At 43.1% G+C, this 18,219-nt stretch carries 14 protein-coding genes and 1 pseudogene; 10 read left to right on the plus strand and 5 right to left on the minus strand.

The window, feature by feature from the left end; translation table 11 throughout:
- The first annotated feature begins 86 nt into the window (after positions 1–86).
- Both add and OCV36_RS23945 read left to right on the plus strand, forming a co-directional pair.
- Positions 87–1,085, plus strand: coding sequence for an adenosine deaminase (add, locus tag OCV36_RS23940; protein ID WP_054545970.1), 999 nt, complete (start codon positions 87–89; stop codon positions 1,083–1,085).
- A 167-nt stretch (positions 1,086–1,252) separates the two neighbouring features.
- Positions 1,253–1,837: a sugar O-acetyltransferase gene (locus OCV36_RS23945; RefSeq protein ID WP_065206604.1), complete on the plus strand. Its 585-nt coding sequence runs from the start codon at positions 1,253–1,255 to the stop codon at positions 1,835–1,837.
- A gap of 37 nt (positions 1,838–1,874) precedes the next feature.
- On the opposite strand, the gene OCV36_RS23950 is transcribed toward OCV36_RS23945, so the two are convergent.
- Positions 1,875–2,831, minus strand: a complete 957-nt coding sequence (locus OCV36_RS23950) for a helix-turn-helix domain-containing protein (RefSeq protein WP_245300886.1) — start codon at positions 2,829–2,831, stop codon at positions 1,875–1,877.
- Positions 2,832–3,070: 239 nt separating this feature from the next.
- Here OCV36_RS23950 and OCV36_RS23955 point away from each other — a divergent pair, with 239 nt between their 5' ends.
- The 4 genes and pseudogenes from OCV36_RS23955 (at position 3,071) to OCV36_RS23970 (ending at position 9,495) form a co-directional block, all read left to right on the plus strand.
- The gene (locus OCV36_RS23955; protein WP_135454206.1) at positions 3,071–4,315 is read left to right on the plus strand and encodes a membrane dipeptidase; all 1,245 of its coding nucleotides are present in this window, start codon (positions 3,071–3,073) and stop codon (positions 4,313–4,315) included.
- Between the two features lie 629 nt (positions 4,316–4,944).
- Positions 4,945–5,712, plus strand: coding sequence for a transcriptional regulator (locus OCV36_RS23960; RefSeq protein ID WP_135454205.1), 768 nt, complete (start codon positions 4,945–4,947; stop codon positions 5,710–5,712).
- Positions 5,713–5,880: 168 nt separating this feature from the next.
- A pseudogene (gene ygjK, locus OCV36_RS23965) lies at positions 5,881–8,418 on the plus strand (alpha-glucosidase).
- 363 nt (positions 8,419–8,781) lie between these two features.
- On the plus strand, positions 8,782–9,495 hold the full coding sequence (locus OCV36_RS23970; RefSeq protein ID WP_135454203.1) for a GntR family transcriptional regulator: 714 nt from the start codon (positions 8,782–8,784) through the stop codon (positions 9,493–9,495).
- 29 nt (positions 9,496–9,524) lie between these two features.
- Here OCV36_RS23970 and OCV36_RS23975 read toward each other — a convergent pair whose 3' ends face one another.
- Positions 9,525–10,724, minus strand: a complete 1,200-nt coding sequence (locus OCV36_RS23975) for an enolase C-terminal domain-like protein (protein ID WP_135454201.1) — start codon at positions 10,722–10,724, stop codon at positions 9,525–9,527.
- A 261-nt stretch (positions 10,725–10,985) separates the two neighbouring features.
- Here OCV36_RS23975 and OCV36_RS23980 point away from each other — a divergent pair, with 261 nt between their 5' ends.
- From OCV36_RS23980 to OCV36_RS23990, 3 genes are all read left to right on the plus strand, one after another.
- Positions 10,986–12,419 carry a PTS transporter subunit EIIC gene (locus OCV36_RS23980; RefSeq protein WP_135454199.1) on the plus strand — a complete coding sequence of 478 codons (1,434 nt, stop codon included), beginning with the start codon at positions 10,986–10,988 and terminating at the stop codon, positions 12,417–12,419.
- Positions 12,420–12,525: 106 nt separating this feature from the next.
- Complete coding sequence (locus tag OCV36_RS23985; protein WP_135454196.1) at positions 12,526–13,482, plus strand: sugar kinase; 957 nt, start codon at positions 12,526–12,528, stop codon at positions 13,480–13,482.
- A 15-nt stretch (positions 13,483–13,497) separates the two neighbouring features.
- Positions 13,498–14,127 (plus strand): bifunctional 4-hydroxy-2-oxoglutarate aldolase/2-dehydro-3-deoxy-phosphogluconate aldolase, encoded by a 630-nt coding sequence (locus tag OCV36_RS23990; protein WP_135454195.1) that lies wholly within the window; start codon positions 13,498–13,500, stop codon positions 14,125–14,127.
- A gap of 103 nt (positions 14,128–14,230) precedes the next feature.
- Here OCV36_RS23990 and OCV36_RS23995 read toward each other — a convergent pair whose 3' ends face one another.
- From OCV36_RS23995 to melR, 3 genes are all read right to left on the minus strand, one after another.
- Positions 14,231–14,785 carry a disulfide bond formation protein B gene (locus OCV36_RS23995; protein ID WP_135454193.1) on the minus strand — a complete coding sequence of 185 codons (555 nt, stop codon included), beginning with the start codon at positions 14,783–14,785 and terminating at the stop codon, positions 14,231–14,233.
- Positions 14,786–14,794: 9 nt separating this feature from the next.
- Positions 14,795–14,950 carry a DUF5993 family protein gene (locus tag OCV36_RS24000; RefSeq protein ID WP_165689598.1) on the minus strand — a complete coding sequence of 52 codons (156 nt, stop codon included), beginning with the start codon at positions 14,948–14,950 and terminating at the stop codon, positions 14,795–14,797.
- Positions 14,951–15,478: 528 nt separating this feature from the next.
- Positions 15,479–16,483 (minus strand): transcriptional regulator MelR, encoded by a 1,005-nt coding sequence (melR, locus tag OCV36_RS24005; protein ID WP_135454191.1) that lies wholly within the window; start codon positions 16,481–16,483, stop codon positions 15,479–15,481.
- A 327-nt stretch (positions 16,484–16,810) separates the two neighbouring features.
- Between melR and melA the strand changes: the two genes are divergently transcribed.
- The gene (gene melA / locus OCV36_RS24010; RefSeq protein WP_135454189.1) at positions 16,811–18,163 is read left to right on the plus strand and encodes an alpha-glucosidase/alpha-galactosidase; all 1,353 of its coding nucleotides are present in this window, start codon (positions 16,811–16,813) and stop codon (positions 18,161–18,163) included.
- The last annotated feature ends 56 nt before the right edge of the window (positions 18,164–18,219 follow it).

Consider the following 18,219-nt stretch of genomic DNA (forward strand, 5'->3'; position numbering starts at 1 on the left):
TGTCACTTTAAATCATATCATTGTCTTGGTAAATTTAGCGCATGTGAGTTAACACGCTCAAATAATAATAGAATTAAGGAATACTCATGGATTTTCTAGCACTACCAAAGATTGATTTACACTGCCACCTAGACGGAAGTGTTCGTCCAGATACGATTATTGACCTAGCAAAACAATACAATATCGAACTACCTGAAGATCGCGATGCGGTTGTTCAATCTCTAACGGTGCCAGAAGATTGTAAAAACTTAGATGAGTACCTGGCTTGTTTCAGCCTGCCATTACAAGTAATGCAGACTGAAGAAGCGATTGAACGTATCTCTTTCGAGCTTTACGAAGACGCTGCACTAGAAAACGTTAAGTACCTAGAAGTTCGCTTTGCACCAATCCTGCACGTAAACAAAGGTCTGTCTCTTGATGCAATAATCGCTAGTGCAGTTAAAGGCATGAAGCGTGCTGAAGAGAAATACGACATCAAAGGCAACTACATCATGTCTGTGCTTCGTATGTTCCCTAAAGACTCTATCAAAGACGTGATCGATGCAGGTCAACCTTACCTAGGTAAAGGTGTTGTAGCATTTGATATCGCTGGCGGTGAAAAGCCAGGCTTCTGCGCTGAATTCCCTGAGTACACACAATACGCTCTTGAAAAAGGCTACCGCATTACAGTGCACGCTGGTGAGCAATGGCATGGTCAAAACGTTTACGATGCAGTTACTTTGCTAGACGCTGAGCGTATCGGCCACGGTGTTCACATCCAAGGCAACGAAGACGCGTACAACATCGTGAAAGAAAAGCAGGTTGCGCTTGAAACTTGCCCAACAAGTAACGTGCAAACTAAATGTATTCACAAGTTCAGCGACCACCCAATTGCTGAATTCAAGAAAGACGGCATCGTTGTCACTATCAACACAGATAACCGCACTGTGTCGAACACAACCATGACTAACGAAGTGAAGCGTGTGTGTGAAACATTCGGCCTAACTAAAGAAGACTACGCAGAGATCTACAAATACTCTGTAGACAGCGCTTTTGCTTCAGACGAAGTGAAACAGCACCTAATGGGTTTCGTTGAGCAAATCTAATTTGGCAAAGCGCGCCTTTTGCTGAATAGCTGGGCTCACTTAGCATTAGTGCTTAAAGCACAAAATAGGAAGAGAAAGGCTGAGGCTTTTCTCTTTTTTTATGTCCAAAAATCGCTAATCTTGCAGTATTCGTCATTTAGACCGAGACTCTCGGAAAGTGGGTAAGCATGAGTAATACAAGCGATAAAACTGAACTGGAAAAGATGCTATCTGGGCAAGTGTATGACGGGGCAGACCAAGAAATTGATACCATGCGTTCCAATGCAAAAAAAGCGCTAATGGCTTTCAACAACCACCAAACCCCAGATCAACAACACACATTGCAAGAGCAGCTATTCGGTAAGGTTGGTAGTAGCAGCTTAATCCAGCCCCCTTTTCATTGTGAGTTTGGTAAAACCATTGAGATTGGTGACGACACCTTCATCAACATGAACGTGGTGATGCTGGATGGTGCGAATATCAAGATCGGTAACAATGTTTTAATTGGACCAAGTGCCCAATTCTATACGCCATCACACTCCCTTGATTATCGTAGCCGCCGTAAATGGGAAACCTTCTGTTTACCAATAACAATCGAAGATGATGTGTGGATTGGCGGTAACTCAGTGATCAACCAAGGCGTGACAATTGGGGCTCGTTCAGTGATTGCAGCGAACTCTGTGGTCAACAGCGATGTACCACCAGACTGCTTATACGGTGGTACGCCAGCCAAGTTGATTCGACACTTGAATACTGAGCAACAGAGCGACTAATTCAGCAACAGTCTAAATCTAAGAAAGGCCATGTTTATCACTCAACATGGCCTTTCTTCCATTGATAAGGTGTAATCCCATTTACTCGCTTAAATGCTCTTATAAACTGCGATGAATCGGCATAACCTAAGTGAAGTGCGACATCAGAAATAGTATAGGTTTGCTGAGAAATAACTCGCTTAGCGAAATCAAACGCGAGCGTCTCTTTTATCTCTTTGAAGGTTGTATTTTCTTTATTCAACGCTCTTTGAATAGTACGCTTTCCAATCCCGATCAAATCGCAAAATGTATCTAAGTCCATATCGACTCGACCAATATATGGCGACAAAGCCTCAGTGACTTTGCGAGTATCGGCCATGGGTTTCACTTTGGTTTCCACCAAATTTTCCACTTCAAACCGATCGTATTGAATACGCGTATTCTCTTGCCCAAGGTATTGAGGTGTCTCAGTTTGGATTTTTAACTCGCTTAATGCCTGCGACTTCGTTGTCACTAAATCATATCGAATTGGGTTACCGAGCTCAGCATATTGCGCCTTCAAATAAGCGTGAGTATAAGCGATAAGAAACAACTCAGATTCAACGTGACTAACTGACTGCATTGACGTCGTAAACGAGACAGAAAACTCTGCCCCACTTTGTTCCACAGATATCTTTTCAATGGGGAAAGAATCAAGGAAATCTTGCATCGAAAGAGCAGGAAATCGAAGTTCTTTAGCTGCTCGAGTTGCACTCTCTAACAGCACAGCAATGAAGTCATTCGGGCCTAGATTAACCCTGATATGGTGTAAGAAGAGGGAAAAAACGTTATACGGAACATAGCTAGCCGATGACGTATCCATACTGAATGGAAGTTTCACTTCTAACGCCAGATCTGCAACCAATGAACGGCCGAGAGCAAGCGAGTTATCTTCTTGCAAACACTGTTGAAAGTAGTTCACTACACGCTTATCAATCAGAGGAATATCAAGCCCCATCACTCTATCCTTTTCCATATTAACTAGTGACGCAAAATGCACATTTTCATTTCAGAGCTTAGCTACAATTATCTCAAGTTAACAAGGTTCACTTACAGTTTTCACTAATAAAGTGAACCACATAGCCAACAAGAGCAGCTTTGATTGCAAAGTATGACAGGGTTATCAATTTTAAATAATCCCGAGATACCGTCAGGGTCTACTATTAAATATAGATATTGAATAAATGGACTTAAACCAATAATTGAGAGGTTTTCATGTTTAAAAAGATCACGTTAGTAGCAGCGAGTATAGCAATGAGTTTTGGTGTTGCTAACGCCAGTGTTGAAAGCAAAACTTGGCCAGCATCAGACAAAGCCAAAACATTCGTTCAAGACACGATCGTCATTGGTATGCTCGCGAGCCCATATGGAGCGGGCTGGAGTGACGACCAACAATTATTGGATTACTTCCAAGGTGCACGTGACGCGGGTATTACAGGGCATGAATACACCATTACTGCTGCCGACCACAACTTTGATGACTTCTTGTTCCACCATCACAAGCATCGTTCTGTGATGGCAAAACAACCTGATAAGTTCATCGTTGCCCACTCTAATCACGATATTGAAAAAGCCCATACAGAAAGAAAGACTGCCGTTCTATGGAATAGCCAAATTGCGACAATTTTGGAAGAAGATGTCACCAAGATGGCGATTCTTAAAGACATGGGTCTCAAAAGCATGATCTTGTCTTATAACGACATTTTCAGAACAGGTTCGGGACAACTGGCTGCATATAATGGCAGAGACATCGGCTTAACATCTTGGGGAGAGTCTGTTATCGATTCGATGGTCAAGTATCAGGTGATTCTAGATCTCAGCCATACAGGCTCAAAAACGGCTAACGATGCCATGAGTTATATGGAAGAAAACTACCCTGATGTGCCATTTGTATACACCCACTCTGTGCCTGCCGGTTTATACAAAAACGAAGCGAATGCGACACCAAAAGGCTGTTACCGTGCCATTCCTGATGATGAAGCAATACGCGCAGCTAAATCAGGAGGCTACGTTGCTCCAACCTTCACGGAATGGATGATGGACGGCGTTTGGCCTGAAGATATCTCTCCAGTTCAAGCTGCCGATATGATCGACTACTACGTAAAATTGGTCGGCGTTGACCACGTAGGTATCGCCACCGATGACATGTTCTCAACTGACATGGTGGTTGATTTCGCAACCAAGAACGCGAAAATGTACGACGATGGTGGTTACATGATCGAGGCGTTCAACAAAGGCGCGACGGGCAATGGTGAATTAGCGAAGATCCTTGCAGCCATCACCGATGAACTGTGGAAACGTGGCTACAGCAATGATGATCTTGCGAAGATCTACGGCGGTAACAAGATGAGAGTTTACGCTCAAGTTTCTGAAGGTGCAGACCCCGACAAGTTCCAAAAAGAGTATGCAAAACGCCTAAAAGAACTAACCAAGTTAAGAAATGAAAACTTAGCCATGTAGCTCGCAACTAACAAAGCTCAAGCATTCGAAGCACGTCCTATTGGGCGTGCTTTTTTATTAACTGATTGTATGTAATCTCTCCCTTCCCCCTAACTAACCAGGAGGAAAATGGTGAGGCACCAAATAGTTTTCAGGTCTAACAATAAATAGAATAAATACATGAAAATTTGGAACATAACTATATAATATGATTACGCTTCAATAATCCCACTCTCCATTTAACTAACCTCCTTACTCCTTATAACAAGGTTTTTACTGGTCATCAACTCAATGAAATACCAGTCACTCACGAATATTTTGTGATATCAAGCTAGACTAAATCCCTAAGTACAGCTTTTTGATACTTCCCACCTAATAAATTAACCTCTCGAAAGAAAACTTTTACTAAAAACTACCGTGAACTTAATTTTATGCATCAAAACAATTATACTCATCGCATACTGACAAAGAGATAGCCACTAATCATATTGAGTAAAACTTGTACAGACAACAACAAGTAAAAACCTAAAGTTTGGCAATTATTTAACTCACAGTAAATGTTGAAAATATTTGGAACCAGAATCACAAGAGTAGGACTCTCTTGAATTTATTATCAGGGATGCTGACGAAAATAAAATAGGCATTGTTAGATGAATAATTCTGCAACGTATTTACTTGCTGCTTTACGAGACAAAATAAAAGAGAAAGGGATTTGTTATTCCGACCTCTCTGTTGGGATGGCAATCCCTCTCTCAACTATTAAAAGGCAACTGCACAATACGTCTTTGGGGCTAGACAAAATACTTTCGTACGCCACTCATTTAGATACTGACTTGGTAGAGCTATCTATGCGTGGCAAGCAGTTGCAACAAGATAACGAGCAGTTTATCACCGATATTAACAGTGAAATATTTCGCCAATATCCATACTTGTTTGATTTTTTGTACCTATTACGAAGAAAAGGCTGGTCACCACATGATATCGCCAATAAATATCAACTAAGTCATACCTCTATGGCCATATATTTTCGTGCATTAGAAATGATGAATTACATTGAATTAAAAGGCGATGACCAATACAGATTTAAAGATCAAGGTCGTTTTATTTTTGAAGAAGGTTCCAAGCTGGATACTTTATTCGCTAAACGTTTTCGAGATGAAGTGTTCAGCCATGATGTACGGCCCCCAATCTGTATAGGACGTATCGCTATTACTGAAGAACAAGAAGAGAAGCTGGCGAACGAAGTTTACAACAAGCTGATTGAGTTTGATGTACAAAACAAAAATGGAGAAGGCGGAGAACGGCTAAGAAATGTATTGATGACCTACACGCCGGGCAATCAGATATTTCTTTCTGATACGATCCCTAATATTGATGGCGAATTATTAAAGTCTATATCGATAGCTAATGAACAATAATTGATACGTAATAAAAAATAAATAAAGAAAAGACGTAAATAAGCGATCTTTTCTCACATCCATACGTGAAATAAATAAGGCTGAATCTTCATCACGAAACTCGGCAGGGATTGTCTCGACCTTTTTTCGCCTGATCAGGTTCAAAAACCAATAAATGAGGGATATAACATGCACTTTAAGACGTCTTTATGCGCAATTGCTGTCGGGATGGCTCTAACACTAAGCGGATGCAACAGTAGTGATAATAGCTCGAATGTGGATGTTCCACTTAAAGCGACCGAATTCCACAACACCATCGATCGTGCAGGGGTACCAGTGGCATTGCGTGATTTACACGGCGGTCACCTGCGCTACATTCCAATGTTCGATAACGGCTCATGGCATGGTCACACGTTAGACACCAAAGGTGGTGAAATCACTCTAGGCGGTACGGCGCTATTGACCGAAGAATACGTGTCATTCATGGCTGCACGTTTCGACCGTTTGGCGCTGACTGTCGATGGTAAGCTTATGCCACTTAAACTGACAGACGCATACTCACAACCTGGCGCGTTGATTCAAACGTATACTGGCGAGAACGGTATTGAAGCCGAGCTAGAAATACGTTTTGTGACCAATCGTACTTCTCTTGTAAAAACCACCATCAAAAACCCAAATAAGCTAGATATTCAAGGCGAATGGGATGGTGAGTTGATGCAAAACTATCGCGCGGATGATGGCACGGCATACAAGAATGAAGACAGTACAGTCCGTAGTGTTGAAGAAGCTTACCCAACATACTCTCGTGAAATTACAGCGACAGACAATGGTGTAGAAGTCTCTTTTGGCGCAGTTCGTGATTCCTGGTCGTTGCTGACTTCTGGCGATTCAAAGTTCGAAGTAACGCGCTCTATCAAACCAGAAACTTCTACCATCAATGATGACAAGATAGGTTTCGTGCAAACGGCCTCTCTAGGCGATGGCGAAGAGATCACGTTATACACGGCTTACACTCACGTTCAAAACACCAAAGAGCAAGCGTCTGAGTTTAAAAAATTGAATAAGGTGATGGCCGATCCAAAAGGTTACATGCACGATTCAGCTATGCGCTGGGAAGAATACCTAGAAAACGGTCTCACCAACGATGCGGCTTCAAAAGAACATGAGTTTGTTGCAGTAAAAGCAATGGAAACATTAAACGCGAACTGGCGTGGTGCTGCGGGTGCAATTGATCACGACACCGTTACACCTTCCGTTACGGCCCCTTACTTCTCGGGCAACATGACATGGCCGTGGGATACGTGGAAACAAGCTTATGCGATGTCTCACTTCAACCCAGATGTAGCGATGGAAAACATTCGCACTGTATTCCAATACCAAGTGCAATCTGATGATCCCGTACGCCCTTGGGATGAAGGTTACCTGCTTGATGTTGTGACATACAACCTACCAGAAGAACGCTGGGAAGGCATGTCAGCGGAATACAAAAAAGTGTTCCCTCAAGCGACCGATGGCCTGAACTGGAATGAACGAAATACCAAACCATCACTGGCGGCATGGGCGGTATGGGAAGTGTATACCGCGCTGAAAGACGAACATAATCGTCCAAAAGAAGCACAGAAATAGCTGGAAGAAATGTATCCGAAGCTAGTTGCGTTCCACGATTGGTGGTTACGCGCTCGTGATACGAACAAGAACGGCATTCCAGAATACGGCGCAGCGAAAGATCCAATCCACACGGTTTTCGAAGGTGACGTGAATGACGGTTCTTGGGGATCAGATGCGTCTGTTGACGATATGAAGTTCCAATACAAAGACCAAGCAAATGGCGATAAGTGGATCAAAGAAACCGGCATCGAAAAGTACAATGAATTGCTGACTTCTGGTAATTACACGGCGATGAGTATCCCTGCAAAAGTCGCAGCGGGTTGGGAATCAGGACGTGATAACGCGGGCGTGTTTGGCTTTATCAACACTATCGATAACCTACAAGGATTGTCTGAACAACCAACGCAAGAAAAAGGGGAAGTGAAATTCAATGAAAATACTGACGATTCAAACAACTTATCAGGTTACTCACTGATGCAAGAATCGGTAGACCAAGCCTCTTACTGGTACTCAGACAACCTATACCTATCGCAAATTGCCGACGTATTGGGTAAAGCCGACAAAGCCGCTGAGTTTGCAGAAAAAGCAGCTGACACCAAAGAGTACATCAACCGTTGTATGTACGATGAGTCAACGGGCTTCTACTACGATATCGAAGTGGTACCAAATGGACTCCCTAACCAATGTGCAGGTCCGGTACTGGTGAAGCGAGGCATGGGGCCTGAAGGTTGGTCACCACTATTCAACAACGCAGCGACGCAAGAACACGCAGACAAGGTCGTGGAGAACATGCTAAATACCAGCAAGTTTAACTCGCCTAAGATACCGCTAGGGACGGCATCAATGGACAACCCGGCTTACGGCCCAGACATTTACTGGCGTGGTCGCGTATGGCTTGATCAGTTCTACTTTGGTGTACGCGGTATGGACAACTATGGATACGGTGTAGAAGCGCGTCAAATGGTCGACAAGCTATTCCAAAATGCGCAAGGCCTAACAGAAGCTACCCCTATTCAGGAAAGCTACAACCCAGAAACGGGTGAGGTTCAGGGCGCGAATAACTTCTCTTGGAGTGCAGCGCACCTTTACATGTTATACAACGGTTTTGTGGGCAAATAGCAACTACACTCACTAGGTATTAGGCGTTGCAGATGACCCTCTAGCATCTGCAGCTGTTTAAACCTCTTCAAGTCAGGTTCAATTAAGTTAGGTTCAATTAAGTTAGGTTCAAAAGTCACAGTAAATACTGTGGCTTTTGTACTAGTTACTTGCATGTGAGCTCGCCCTCCCCTTTATCTAATTAAGAAAGAGAATGAAGTCACACACCCAGAAGTAATACTCAAATTCGCCCTCAAAAACGCCCTATATCCATCATCTAATCGGCCTTCTATGTTAGAATTAACGGCTAGTTCGGAATGCGCTGAGTATCTGATTTAGTTAACTATAATTTAATCACCATGAGTGCTTTTTTAAGTTTTTAGAATGAAAAAATATGAATTAGTTGTCCAAGATATTGTTAGCAAGATCTGTCAAAACAGTATCAATCATAAGCTTCCTGCAGAAAGGGAACTCTCTGAAATATATGGCTTATCTCGATTTACTATTCGAAAAGCGCTAGCCAAACTAGAAGCGATTGGCATGGTGACATCTAAGGTGGGCTCAGGGTACTTTGTTAATACATCTTTGGTTGGAACCCCTCTAGTTTATAACTCGATTACTGAAAACAGCTTTGAAGAAATATCTTATAAAAAGATTCAATTAAATAAAGCGTTACCAAACAACCACGAACAACAAACATTTTCTCTACGTGACGATGAATATATTTGGAAGATCAAACGTCTTAGGTTAATTAATAATAAAGTCGTTCAAATTGAAGAAACAAAAATACCTGTCAGTATCTTTCATGAAATGAACACAGACATCATCGAGAGTTCGCTTCAAAAACACGCACTCGCTCAAGGCTTAGAGATCGACAGTTACTTAACGACTTATCAAGCCATCAACGTATCCAAAGATGATGCCGATTTACTGGGCTGTAAGAAGAATGTCGCGGCAATGAACATCACCAACCGTGGCTTCCTTACCTCTGGCGAATTGTTCATCGTCAGTGACATTATCGACATCAACTATCAATGCACTTATCACACGCCTTTTAACAACGAGAGCATGAATTTCAGAGATAAAAATAGCCGCTAGTGCGGCTAAATTTTGATTGAAAAAACAGACTATGGCGTATGAATTGAGCCATCTGGTAGTCGACTTTGAGTCCACTCATGAGGGCGGTACATCACAGGAAACTCTGCAGCAACCTCTCGATCCATCTCTACGCCGATCCCGACGATTTCCGATACATACAAATAACCGTTGATAGGCTCTGCGGCATTCGGGAATACTTTGTGTGTGTTTGCGTTGTATTCAACATGCTCTTGAATTGCTGCATTGTGTAGGTGCACATTCAAATGCGTATTTACCGCAGCGCCAATTGGCGTCATGTCTGGCGGACAGTGCCATGCAATACGAACACCAAAGTTCTGACATAAATGTCCGAGTTTAAGCGCAGGTGTAATGCCACCTATTTGTGAAACATGGCAACGAATAAAATCAATACGGCGGTTGGCAATCAAAGACTTCCACTCTTCAGGGTTGTTAAACAACTCCCCTAAACCCAATGAAACCGAGCTTTGGCTACGAATGTTATCCAACCATTCAGTTTGGTTTGGCGGAAGAATATCTTCAATGAAGTAAGGCTTATATTGCTCAACTTCTTTGGCAAATTGTATTGCTTGATTTGGGAAAAGGCGCTCATGAACATCATGAAGAATATGGAATTTATTACCATATTTCTCTCTAAGCGACTTAAACATTGTCAGTGTATTGTCCATGTACTGATCTTGGTCGTAGTACGAGCCTTCAGTCGGATTTTGAGTGGTATGTAAATCGGTTGGAACACCACCATAGAAACCAAGCTGACAGCGAATATGCTTGTAACCTTTGTCTAGGAAAGATTCCACCAACTCATAAATACCTTCCATTGTGTCGCTAGTCGCGTGTGTGTATACAGGAATAGCATCACGAGACTTACCACCAAATAATTGATGTAACGGCATACCCGCTAATTTGGCTTTAATATCCCACAGTGCCATATCAACACCGGAAATTGCATTATTGATAACAGGGCCATTTCGCCAATAAGCATTGACCATCATCATTTGCCATAAGTCTTCAATATTATTGGCATTTCTACCAACTAGAAGAGGTTTTAAATACTCATCGACCATAGTTTTTACGGCAAGCGGTCGTTGTTGGAAGGTCGCGCAACCAAAGCCTGTCACACCTTCATTGGTTTCAACAACAACCGTGATGAGGTTATGCCTATCTGGCTTGGTAATAATACAATGGATATCGGATATAATAGTTTCTTTCACAATTAAATAACCTAAACTAACTTCAACTCTTATTATCTAACCGTGTTAAAAAGCACATTTCAAGCGTTAAATTTCATGCGAAAATAATTGGTACGTTTAGTGTTTTTTTTTGATAAACAAAACATACCAATTGGCCCAAAACGGTCGAAAATAATTTATTCGAATTTTAAGTGTGATTGAAGTCTCTTTTTATCCCATTGGCTTTAAATAAGTTATCGATATGATTACTGGAGTTAAATATATCCCAGTAACAGGTGTAGTATGCAAATTGTTGAAAATAATGATGCTGTTATGAATAACTCTAAGTCATCGTCTAAAAAGAAAAATTTCAGAGAAAATATACAGTTATTAGTCACTGCACTTGGTGGTGAAGATAATATCGTGAGTCTCACGCACTGTATGACAAGACTAAGATTCAAATTGGCAGACGAGTCTCTGGTAGACGAAGAGGCTATCAAGCAGATCGCTGATGTGAAAGGTGTGGTACTTCAACAAGGTCAAACTCAAGTCATCATCGGTGTTGAAGTAGAGAAGTGGTTTAACGCGCTATCAAACACTCAACAAGCTGACGCTAATCCGGCTGATGAGCTAGAGAAAGGCAAGCTGTTCCAGGGTGTGATGCGCATTGTCGCAGGCATCTTTGGTCCTGTCGTGCCTGCAATTGCGGGCGCTGGTATGTTGATGGGCCTGTTGTCTGGTCTTATTGCGACCAATGTTATCTCTGAAACCTCAGACACAGTTTATTTCTTCCGCTCAATCTCTGTTGCTGTGTTCTTCTTCTTACCTATGCTGGTTTCTTTCTCTGCAGCTAAAGTATTCAAAGTAAACGAATACATTGCGCTTGCTGTTTCCTCCGCAATGTTAGCACCCAAGCTAGTAGATAAAGCGGCGATGCTAAAAGATGCTGGCGCTGCTCCGGAGCTAACGGTTCTTGGCGTGGTTCCGATTGAACTGCTCAACTACGGCGGCGCAATTGTTCCTGCGATTCTAGCAATCTGGTTATTGTCTAAAGTGACTCCGTTAGTTGACCGTCTAGTTCCTTCTTCTGCGAAGCCTGTATTTACACCACTGCTTGCCTTTACGGTAACTTCGACCATCACGCTATCATTTGTTGGCCCTGCTGGTATCTGGCTAAGTAACGGCGCGGGTTGGGTAATGAGCTCGCTACTGGAGATATCTCCTACGTTAACGGGCTTTGTGTTTGGTCTAACTCGCCCGATTACGATTGTGTTTGGTATTCACCACAGCATGACGCCGATTAGCCTGAACAACTTTGCTCTGTATGGTAAGGATTTACTAATGCCGATCATGTGTTTAGGTAACATGGCAATTGCTGGCGCGACAATGGCTATCTGGCACAAGCAACGTAAAACAGTTTCTAAAGAGCAATCTTCAATCACGATGGGCTCAAGTGTTACCGCTATCTTAGGCATCACGGAGCCGGCTCTATTTGGTGTACTAACGAAATACACCAAAGCGATGATGACCGCGAGTTTGGCGGCAGGTGTTTTCGGCGCTATCTCGGTAACGATCGATACTCACTTAACGAGCTACATTCTTTCTTCTGTCTTCAGCTTGCCAGCTTACCTTGCTGGCGGTACGCAGAACTTTATCCAAGCGATTATGGGTGTGGTTGGTGTGTTTGTACTGTCTTACGTACTAACACTGTTGTTCGTAAAGCTAGACAACAAATAACACTTCCTCCCAACCTATTGGGAACAGAATCAACGTGGCTACCTTCCTTGTAGCCACGTTCCATCATTTATAGCTAGCAATACCCATTCTTCTGTAAGGGCCACTTATGAGCCATATTGCGATTATCGGCGAGTGTATGATTGAGCTGAACGGCGCTCCATTCGGAACCATGCAACAAACCTATGGTGGAGATACGCTCAATGCCGCTGTGTATTTGAACCGAAGTGCCACCAGCCATTCCAGTTCGACAAATACTCCTAGGATTCGTACCAGTTACGTCACGGCTCTTGGAGCAGATTCCATTAGCCAAGAGATGCTTAAGCGTTGGCAAGATGAAAGGTTATCAACCGATTTAGTGCTTATCGACGAACAGCGCTCGCCAGGCCTGTATCTGATTCAACTCGACGATGTTGGCGAACGCACATTTCTATATTGGCGTAATGACTCCGCGGCTCGCTACATGGTACAGCACCCAGATTTCGACAAGATAACCGCCCAACTTTGCGATGTTGATATGGTATTTTTGAGCGGTATTTCTCTCGCGATATTGCCACATGGCGATCAGTTAAAGTTACTCACTATCATTCAAGGCCTACGTGAACGTGGCGTTACCATCGCCTTTGATAGTAACTATCGACCAAAGTTATGGGACTCAGAAGACGCAACCAAAGAATGCTATCTATTGGGCTATAAAGCTACAGATGTCGCCTTGGTTACCTTCGACGATGAGCAACTTTTGTGGCAAGACGCACACCCACAAGACACCATAAAAAGATTGCATGCACTCGGCGTCAAAACCGTTGTTGTGAAGCTTGGTCCTGAAGGCTGCTTGATCAGCGAAAACCCCGAAAATGAGCCAGTAAAAATCAAAACGACACCTGTCGAGACTGTGGTCGATAGCACCTCTGCTGGCGACTCTTTTAACGGTGGTTTCTTATCTTGCTATCTCGCTGGAGGTTCTATTGAAGAAGCTTGCCACCAAGGTAATGCATTAGCCAGATTGGTGATTCAACATCATGGTGCAATCATCCCAAAATCCATCACAGACACTCTTTCAAACTGATATTAAGAAGTACACATGTCTACAATTAACGAACAGCTAAAAGCACTTAAAGTCATCCCTGTTATCGCAATTGATAACGCAGAAGATATTATTCCACTCGGTAAAGTCTTGGCTGAGAATGGCATTCCCGCCGCTGAAATTACGTTCCGTTCAGACGCCGCTGTTGAAGCTATCCGACTGCTTCGCCAAGCTCAGCCTGACATGCTGATCGGCGCAGGCACGATTTTGAATGGTGAACAAGCACTGGCCGCGAAAGAAGCAGGCGCAACCTTTGTGGTATCACCGGGATTCAATCCAAACACAGTTAAAGCATGCCAAGAGATCGGCATCGATATCATTCCTGGAGTGAACAATCCAAGCACCGTTGAAGCGGCATTAGAGATGGGCTTAACAACCTTGAAGTTCTTCCCTGCTGAGGCGTCTGGCGGTATCAATATGGTGAAATCGCTAGTCGGACCTTATGGCGATATTCGATTGATGCCTACTGGTGGTATCACGCCATCAAACATTGGCAACTACCTAGCCGTTCCTCAGGTATTGGCATGTGGTGGCACTTGGATGGTGGATAAGAAGCTCGTCGAAAACAAAGAGTGGGATGAGATTGCACGCCTAACAAGAGAGATTGTTGAGCAGGTGAATCGCTAAGTAGATCAGTCGCTAGCCCAAAGCGTTAGCGGGATTTGAGAATACAACGTATACAAAAAGAGCGAGAGGTTAGCCTCTCGCTCTTTTTATTCAAACCCAGAAATTATCCTCCAGCACCTTGATTGAGTAACCAATAGCTCACCGGGTTATCTGGGCACTGATAAGGACCACATTCGACAAATGTAGCAATAGCATTCAATGCCACTACCGCTATTGCCAATAGACACACAATGCGTCCAAAACTACTCATTTTGTAGGGTTCGTGAGACTCGACTTTATTGGTTAGTATCAGGATCACGGCAACACCCAATATAGTTGCAGCGAACAACACAAAAGCCCAAGTGTAATAATGCATCCCAAAAATAGGACTGCCATAACCAGGAGTTCCGGGAATTACGTGCAAAGAGACTTGTCTTAGCGATGTGGCCACACCATATAAAGCGCCAATCAGAATGACGCCATAATGACGAGATTGAGGCCCATAAACCACATTCAACATGAAGCCAAAAGCGACCATCACAAAGCCAATCCGTTGCAATAGACACAATGGACAAGGAAGCTCATTGAGAACAAACTGAAGAATGAAGCCGATCAACAAAACGGCTGTCATCCCCAGCAAACCAAGCGTATTCAGGAAAGTTAACTGATGTCGATTCATGCTAGCTCCTTACAATAAGATCGAGAGTGGGTCAGTCGCATGGTGGTTAAACCAATACAAACCCAAGATCACTGAGCTAGCGAAAAAGCCATACGCGGCGGTCTTCTTGCCGAAAAACCCGCACACCATCGCCACAAGTAATAACAAAAACAGTAAAGACATCATAAGGGGAATCCCCTCCTTATTTATCGAGTTCAGTCATATTGAACATCACAAAAACACCCACACCTACGCCCTTAATCATGCAACTTCGGTAAATCTATGGATTACGGATTTAAAATCATCAACTTAATAGTTGTTAGTAACCCCTAAACTGTCAAGTTAGAGACTATCTATTGATGCCTATGCAACCTTCACGATATGGTTTGTAAAACTGACAGTCGATAGAAATGACAGCATTGGAGGTCATGTGGAAGCAGTTAAGCTTGGTGGTTACCAAGATTTATTTCTGCTTTACTAACCCATAGCCCTTTAACTTTGTTAACTCAACCTTGGCCCTTTTCCTGCCATCCCACCCTCCACCCCAAGAGCTAATAAATGGTCACTAACCTGAGGCCTGTCATATGAAAACATCTTCCTTTCACAACTAACTCCGACTTCAACAAGTCGATTTAAGGCTATGAACTAATTTGAACAGGCTACTTAAGGATTTTCATCCAAACATCGAACAACTCGCTTAAGATTTAGTTACCCCTAACTATCCGTCACTGTTAACGGCCTTTTACCATCACACGCACCTTTCTCAAGATCGTATAGCGGACTGGCTCCATGGCTGCTCCATCGATGATCTTCCCGAGCCAATTTTCTATATTGAGTCGGCGTGACGCCAATGTATGTTTGAAAAGTTTCATAAAATCGGCTGCTCGAATTGAAGCCCACCGTGAGTGAGATATCGAGAATAGTTCTATCCGTATCACTCAACAAAGCGCGAGCATGATTAATACGCATCGCAGTAATGTACTGCTTAATGGTCATTTGCATCGTTCGCTGAAAAACGTTCATGGCATAGTTACTATGTAGTCCAATATGTTCCGCAATATCTTTAACGGTTAATGGCTGGTTATGATGAGTGGCAATATACTCCAGCATTTGGCTTACATAGAATTGAGAGTGTTTCGATACCCCTTTCTTGGTCGACTTGTCCTGTCGATTTACGAGCAGTTGCTGCCAACCATCAAGGCAGATTCGCTTAAGCATCAAGCCAATTTCATCCATAGCCAACTGTTGGCGACTTTCTGACGAGTGCTTTATCTCTTGTGCCCAACGTGAGATTTCGAATTCACTGATCAACGAACAAGAATTCGATTGCAGCACACTACCGTGAGTTATCTGATTGACTAAATCCCGACTGAGAGCCCACGACATAAAGTGGTGAATCGGTATATTGATGATCCCCATATTATGGCATTGACTAGGATTCGTAAGTCGATGCGGTACCGACGCCCAAAACAATCCAATCGACCCACTTTTAACCACAACAGGGCTGCCGTTAATGATGTACTCAACATCATCCCCAAAGGGAATGTTCACCTCAATTTGACCATGCCAATGATAGCCGGGCATGGAGTGAGGAGCCCTGAGTTCGATATCGATTTTCTCATAGGAAGAATAAAGAGAAAGCGGGCTTACCGATACGGTCTCGGATGAGTACTTGTCTAAAGTGATAATTCTCACCGTATCAGGGGTTGATTGCGGCATATCTCGTTCCTTAGGAAATCGTATAAATGACTTTTAGCAATTCCTCGATAATAAAACTCTGAAGGCGATCATAGTGCCGAAACACCCCATTTCATAAGATCAGCACAATGTGATTAGAGTCAGCATCTTAAGTGCAAAACTCGCTTCATTGCACAACCCCTCTCCTCAAAAGCCAGTAAGTTATCCCATTTCCTAAGATTTCCATTCAATGATTTAGAAATATTAGAAAACGGGAGAGCTATTTGATTATCTGAGACGAATCGACGTGGGTTCTAGGTGTAATTTATCTGCATCAACAAAGAACTCAGAGAGATAAAGGATTCCACTATGCAAAGCCCTAAAATCACATTCATCGGTGCTGGATCAACCATTTTTGTTAAGAACATTCTTGGTGACGTTTTCCACCGCTCAGCACTACAAAACGCGCATGTCGCCTTGATGGATATTGATGAGACCCGATTAGAAGAGTCTCATCTTGTCGTCAGTAAATTGATGGAATCATCAGGTGCTACTGGCTCTATTTCGTGTCATTTAAATCAGAAAGAAGCGCTACAAGGTGCAGATTTTGTCGTCATTGCTTTCCAAATAGGCGGTTATGAACCCTGCACAGTCACAGATTTTGAAGTGTGTAAACGCCATGGTCTGGAACAAACGATCGCAGACACGCTAGGTCCGGGCGGCATTATGCGTTCACTACGCACTGTCCCACACCTTTGGAGTGTCTGTGAAGATATGACCGAGGTTTGCCCGAATGCCACCATGCTCAACTACGTTAACCCAATGGCGATGAACACATGGGCAATGTACGAGAAATATCCGCACATTAAACAAGTCGGTTTGTGCCATTCAGTACAAGGTACTGCTGAAGAACTAGCACGAGACCTAGACATAGATTACGCAGACCTTCGCTATACCTGCGCTGGTATCAACCATATGGCTTATTACCTGACACTTGAGAAGAAAACAGCAAGTGGCGAGTACGTCGATATTTATCCAGACCTACTTGAAGCCTTCGAGAGTGGCAAAGCACCTAAGCCGGGTATTTATCACAATGGTCGCTGCACCAATTTAGTTCGCTATGAGATGTTTAAAAAGTTGGGTTACTTTGTGACAGAGTCTTCTGAACATTTTTCTGAATACACCCCCTATTTTATCAAGCCAAACCGTCCAGATTTAATCGAACGTTATAAAGTGCCACTTGATGAGTACCCTAAACGTTGCGTCGAACAAATTGCCGATTGGAAGAAAGACCTTCAAGAACTCAAAACAGCTGACAAAATTACCGTTGATGAGTCTCATGAGTACGCCAGCACCATAATGAATTCTATCTGGACAGGTACACCCAGCGTCATCTATGGCAACGTTAAAAACGAAGCTTTAATAGACAACTTACCGCAAGGCTGCTGTGTTGAAGTCGCCTGTTTAGTTGATGCTAATGGTGTGCAACCAATCAAAGCTGGACGTCTACCAAACCACTTAGCCGCATTGATGCAAACCAATATCAACGTCCAAACTCTATTAACCGAAGCCATTCTCACTGAAAACCGTGATCGTATTTATCATGCTGCGATGCTCGACCCTCATACAGCTGCAGTACTTGGAATAGAAGAGATATACGCGCTGGTTGATGACTTGATTGAGGCACATGAAGGTTGGTTACCAGAGTGGGTTAACAAGTAATTTCATACTAATAAAAATACAATAACGTGAATATTAACGCCTTCTCAGCGAGGAGG

The sequence above is a fragment of the Vibrio echinoideorum genome, from assembly GCF_024347455.1.
GTDB lineage: Bacteria > Pseudomonadota > Gammaproteobacteria > Enterobacterales > Vibrionaceae > Vibrio > Vibrio echinoideorum.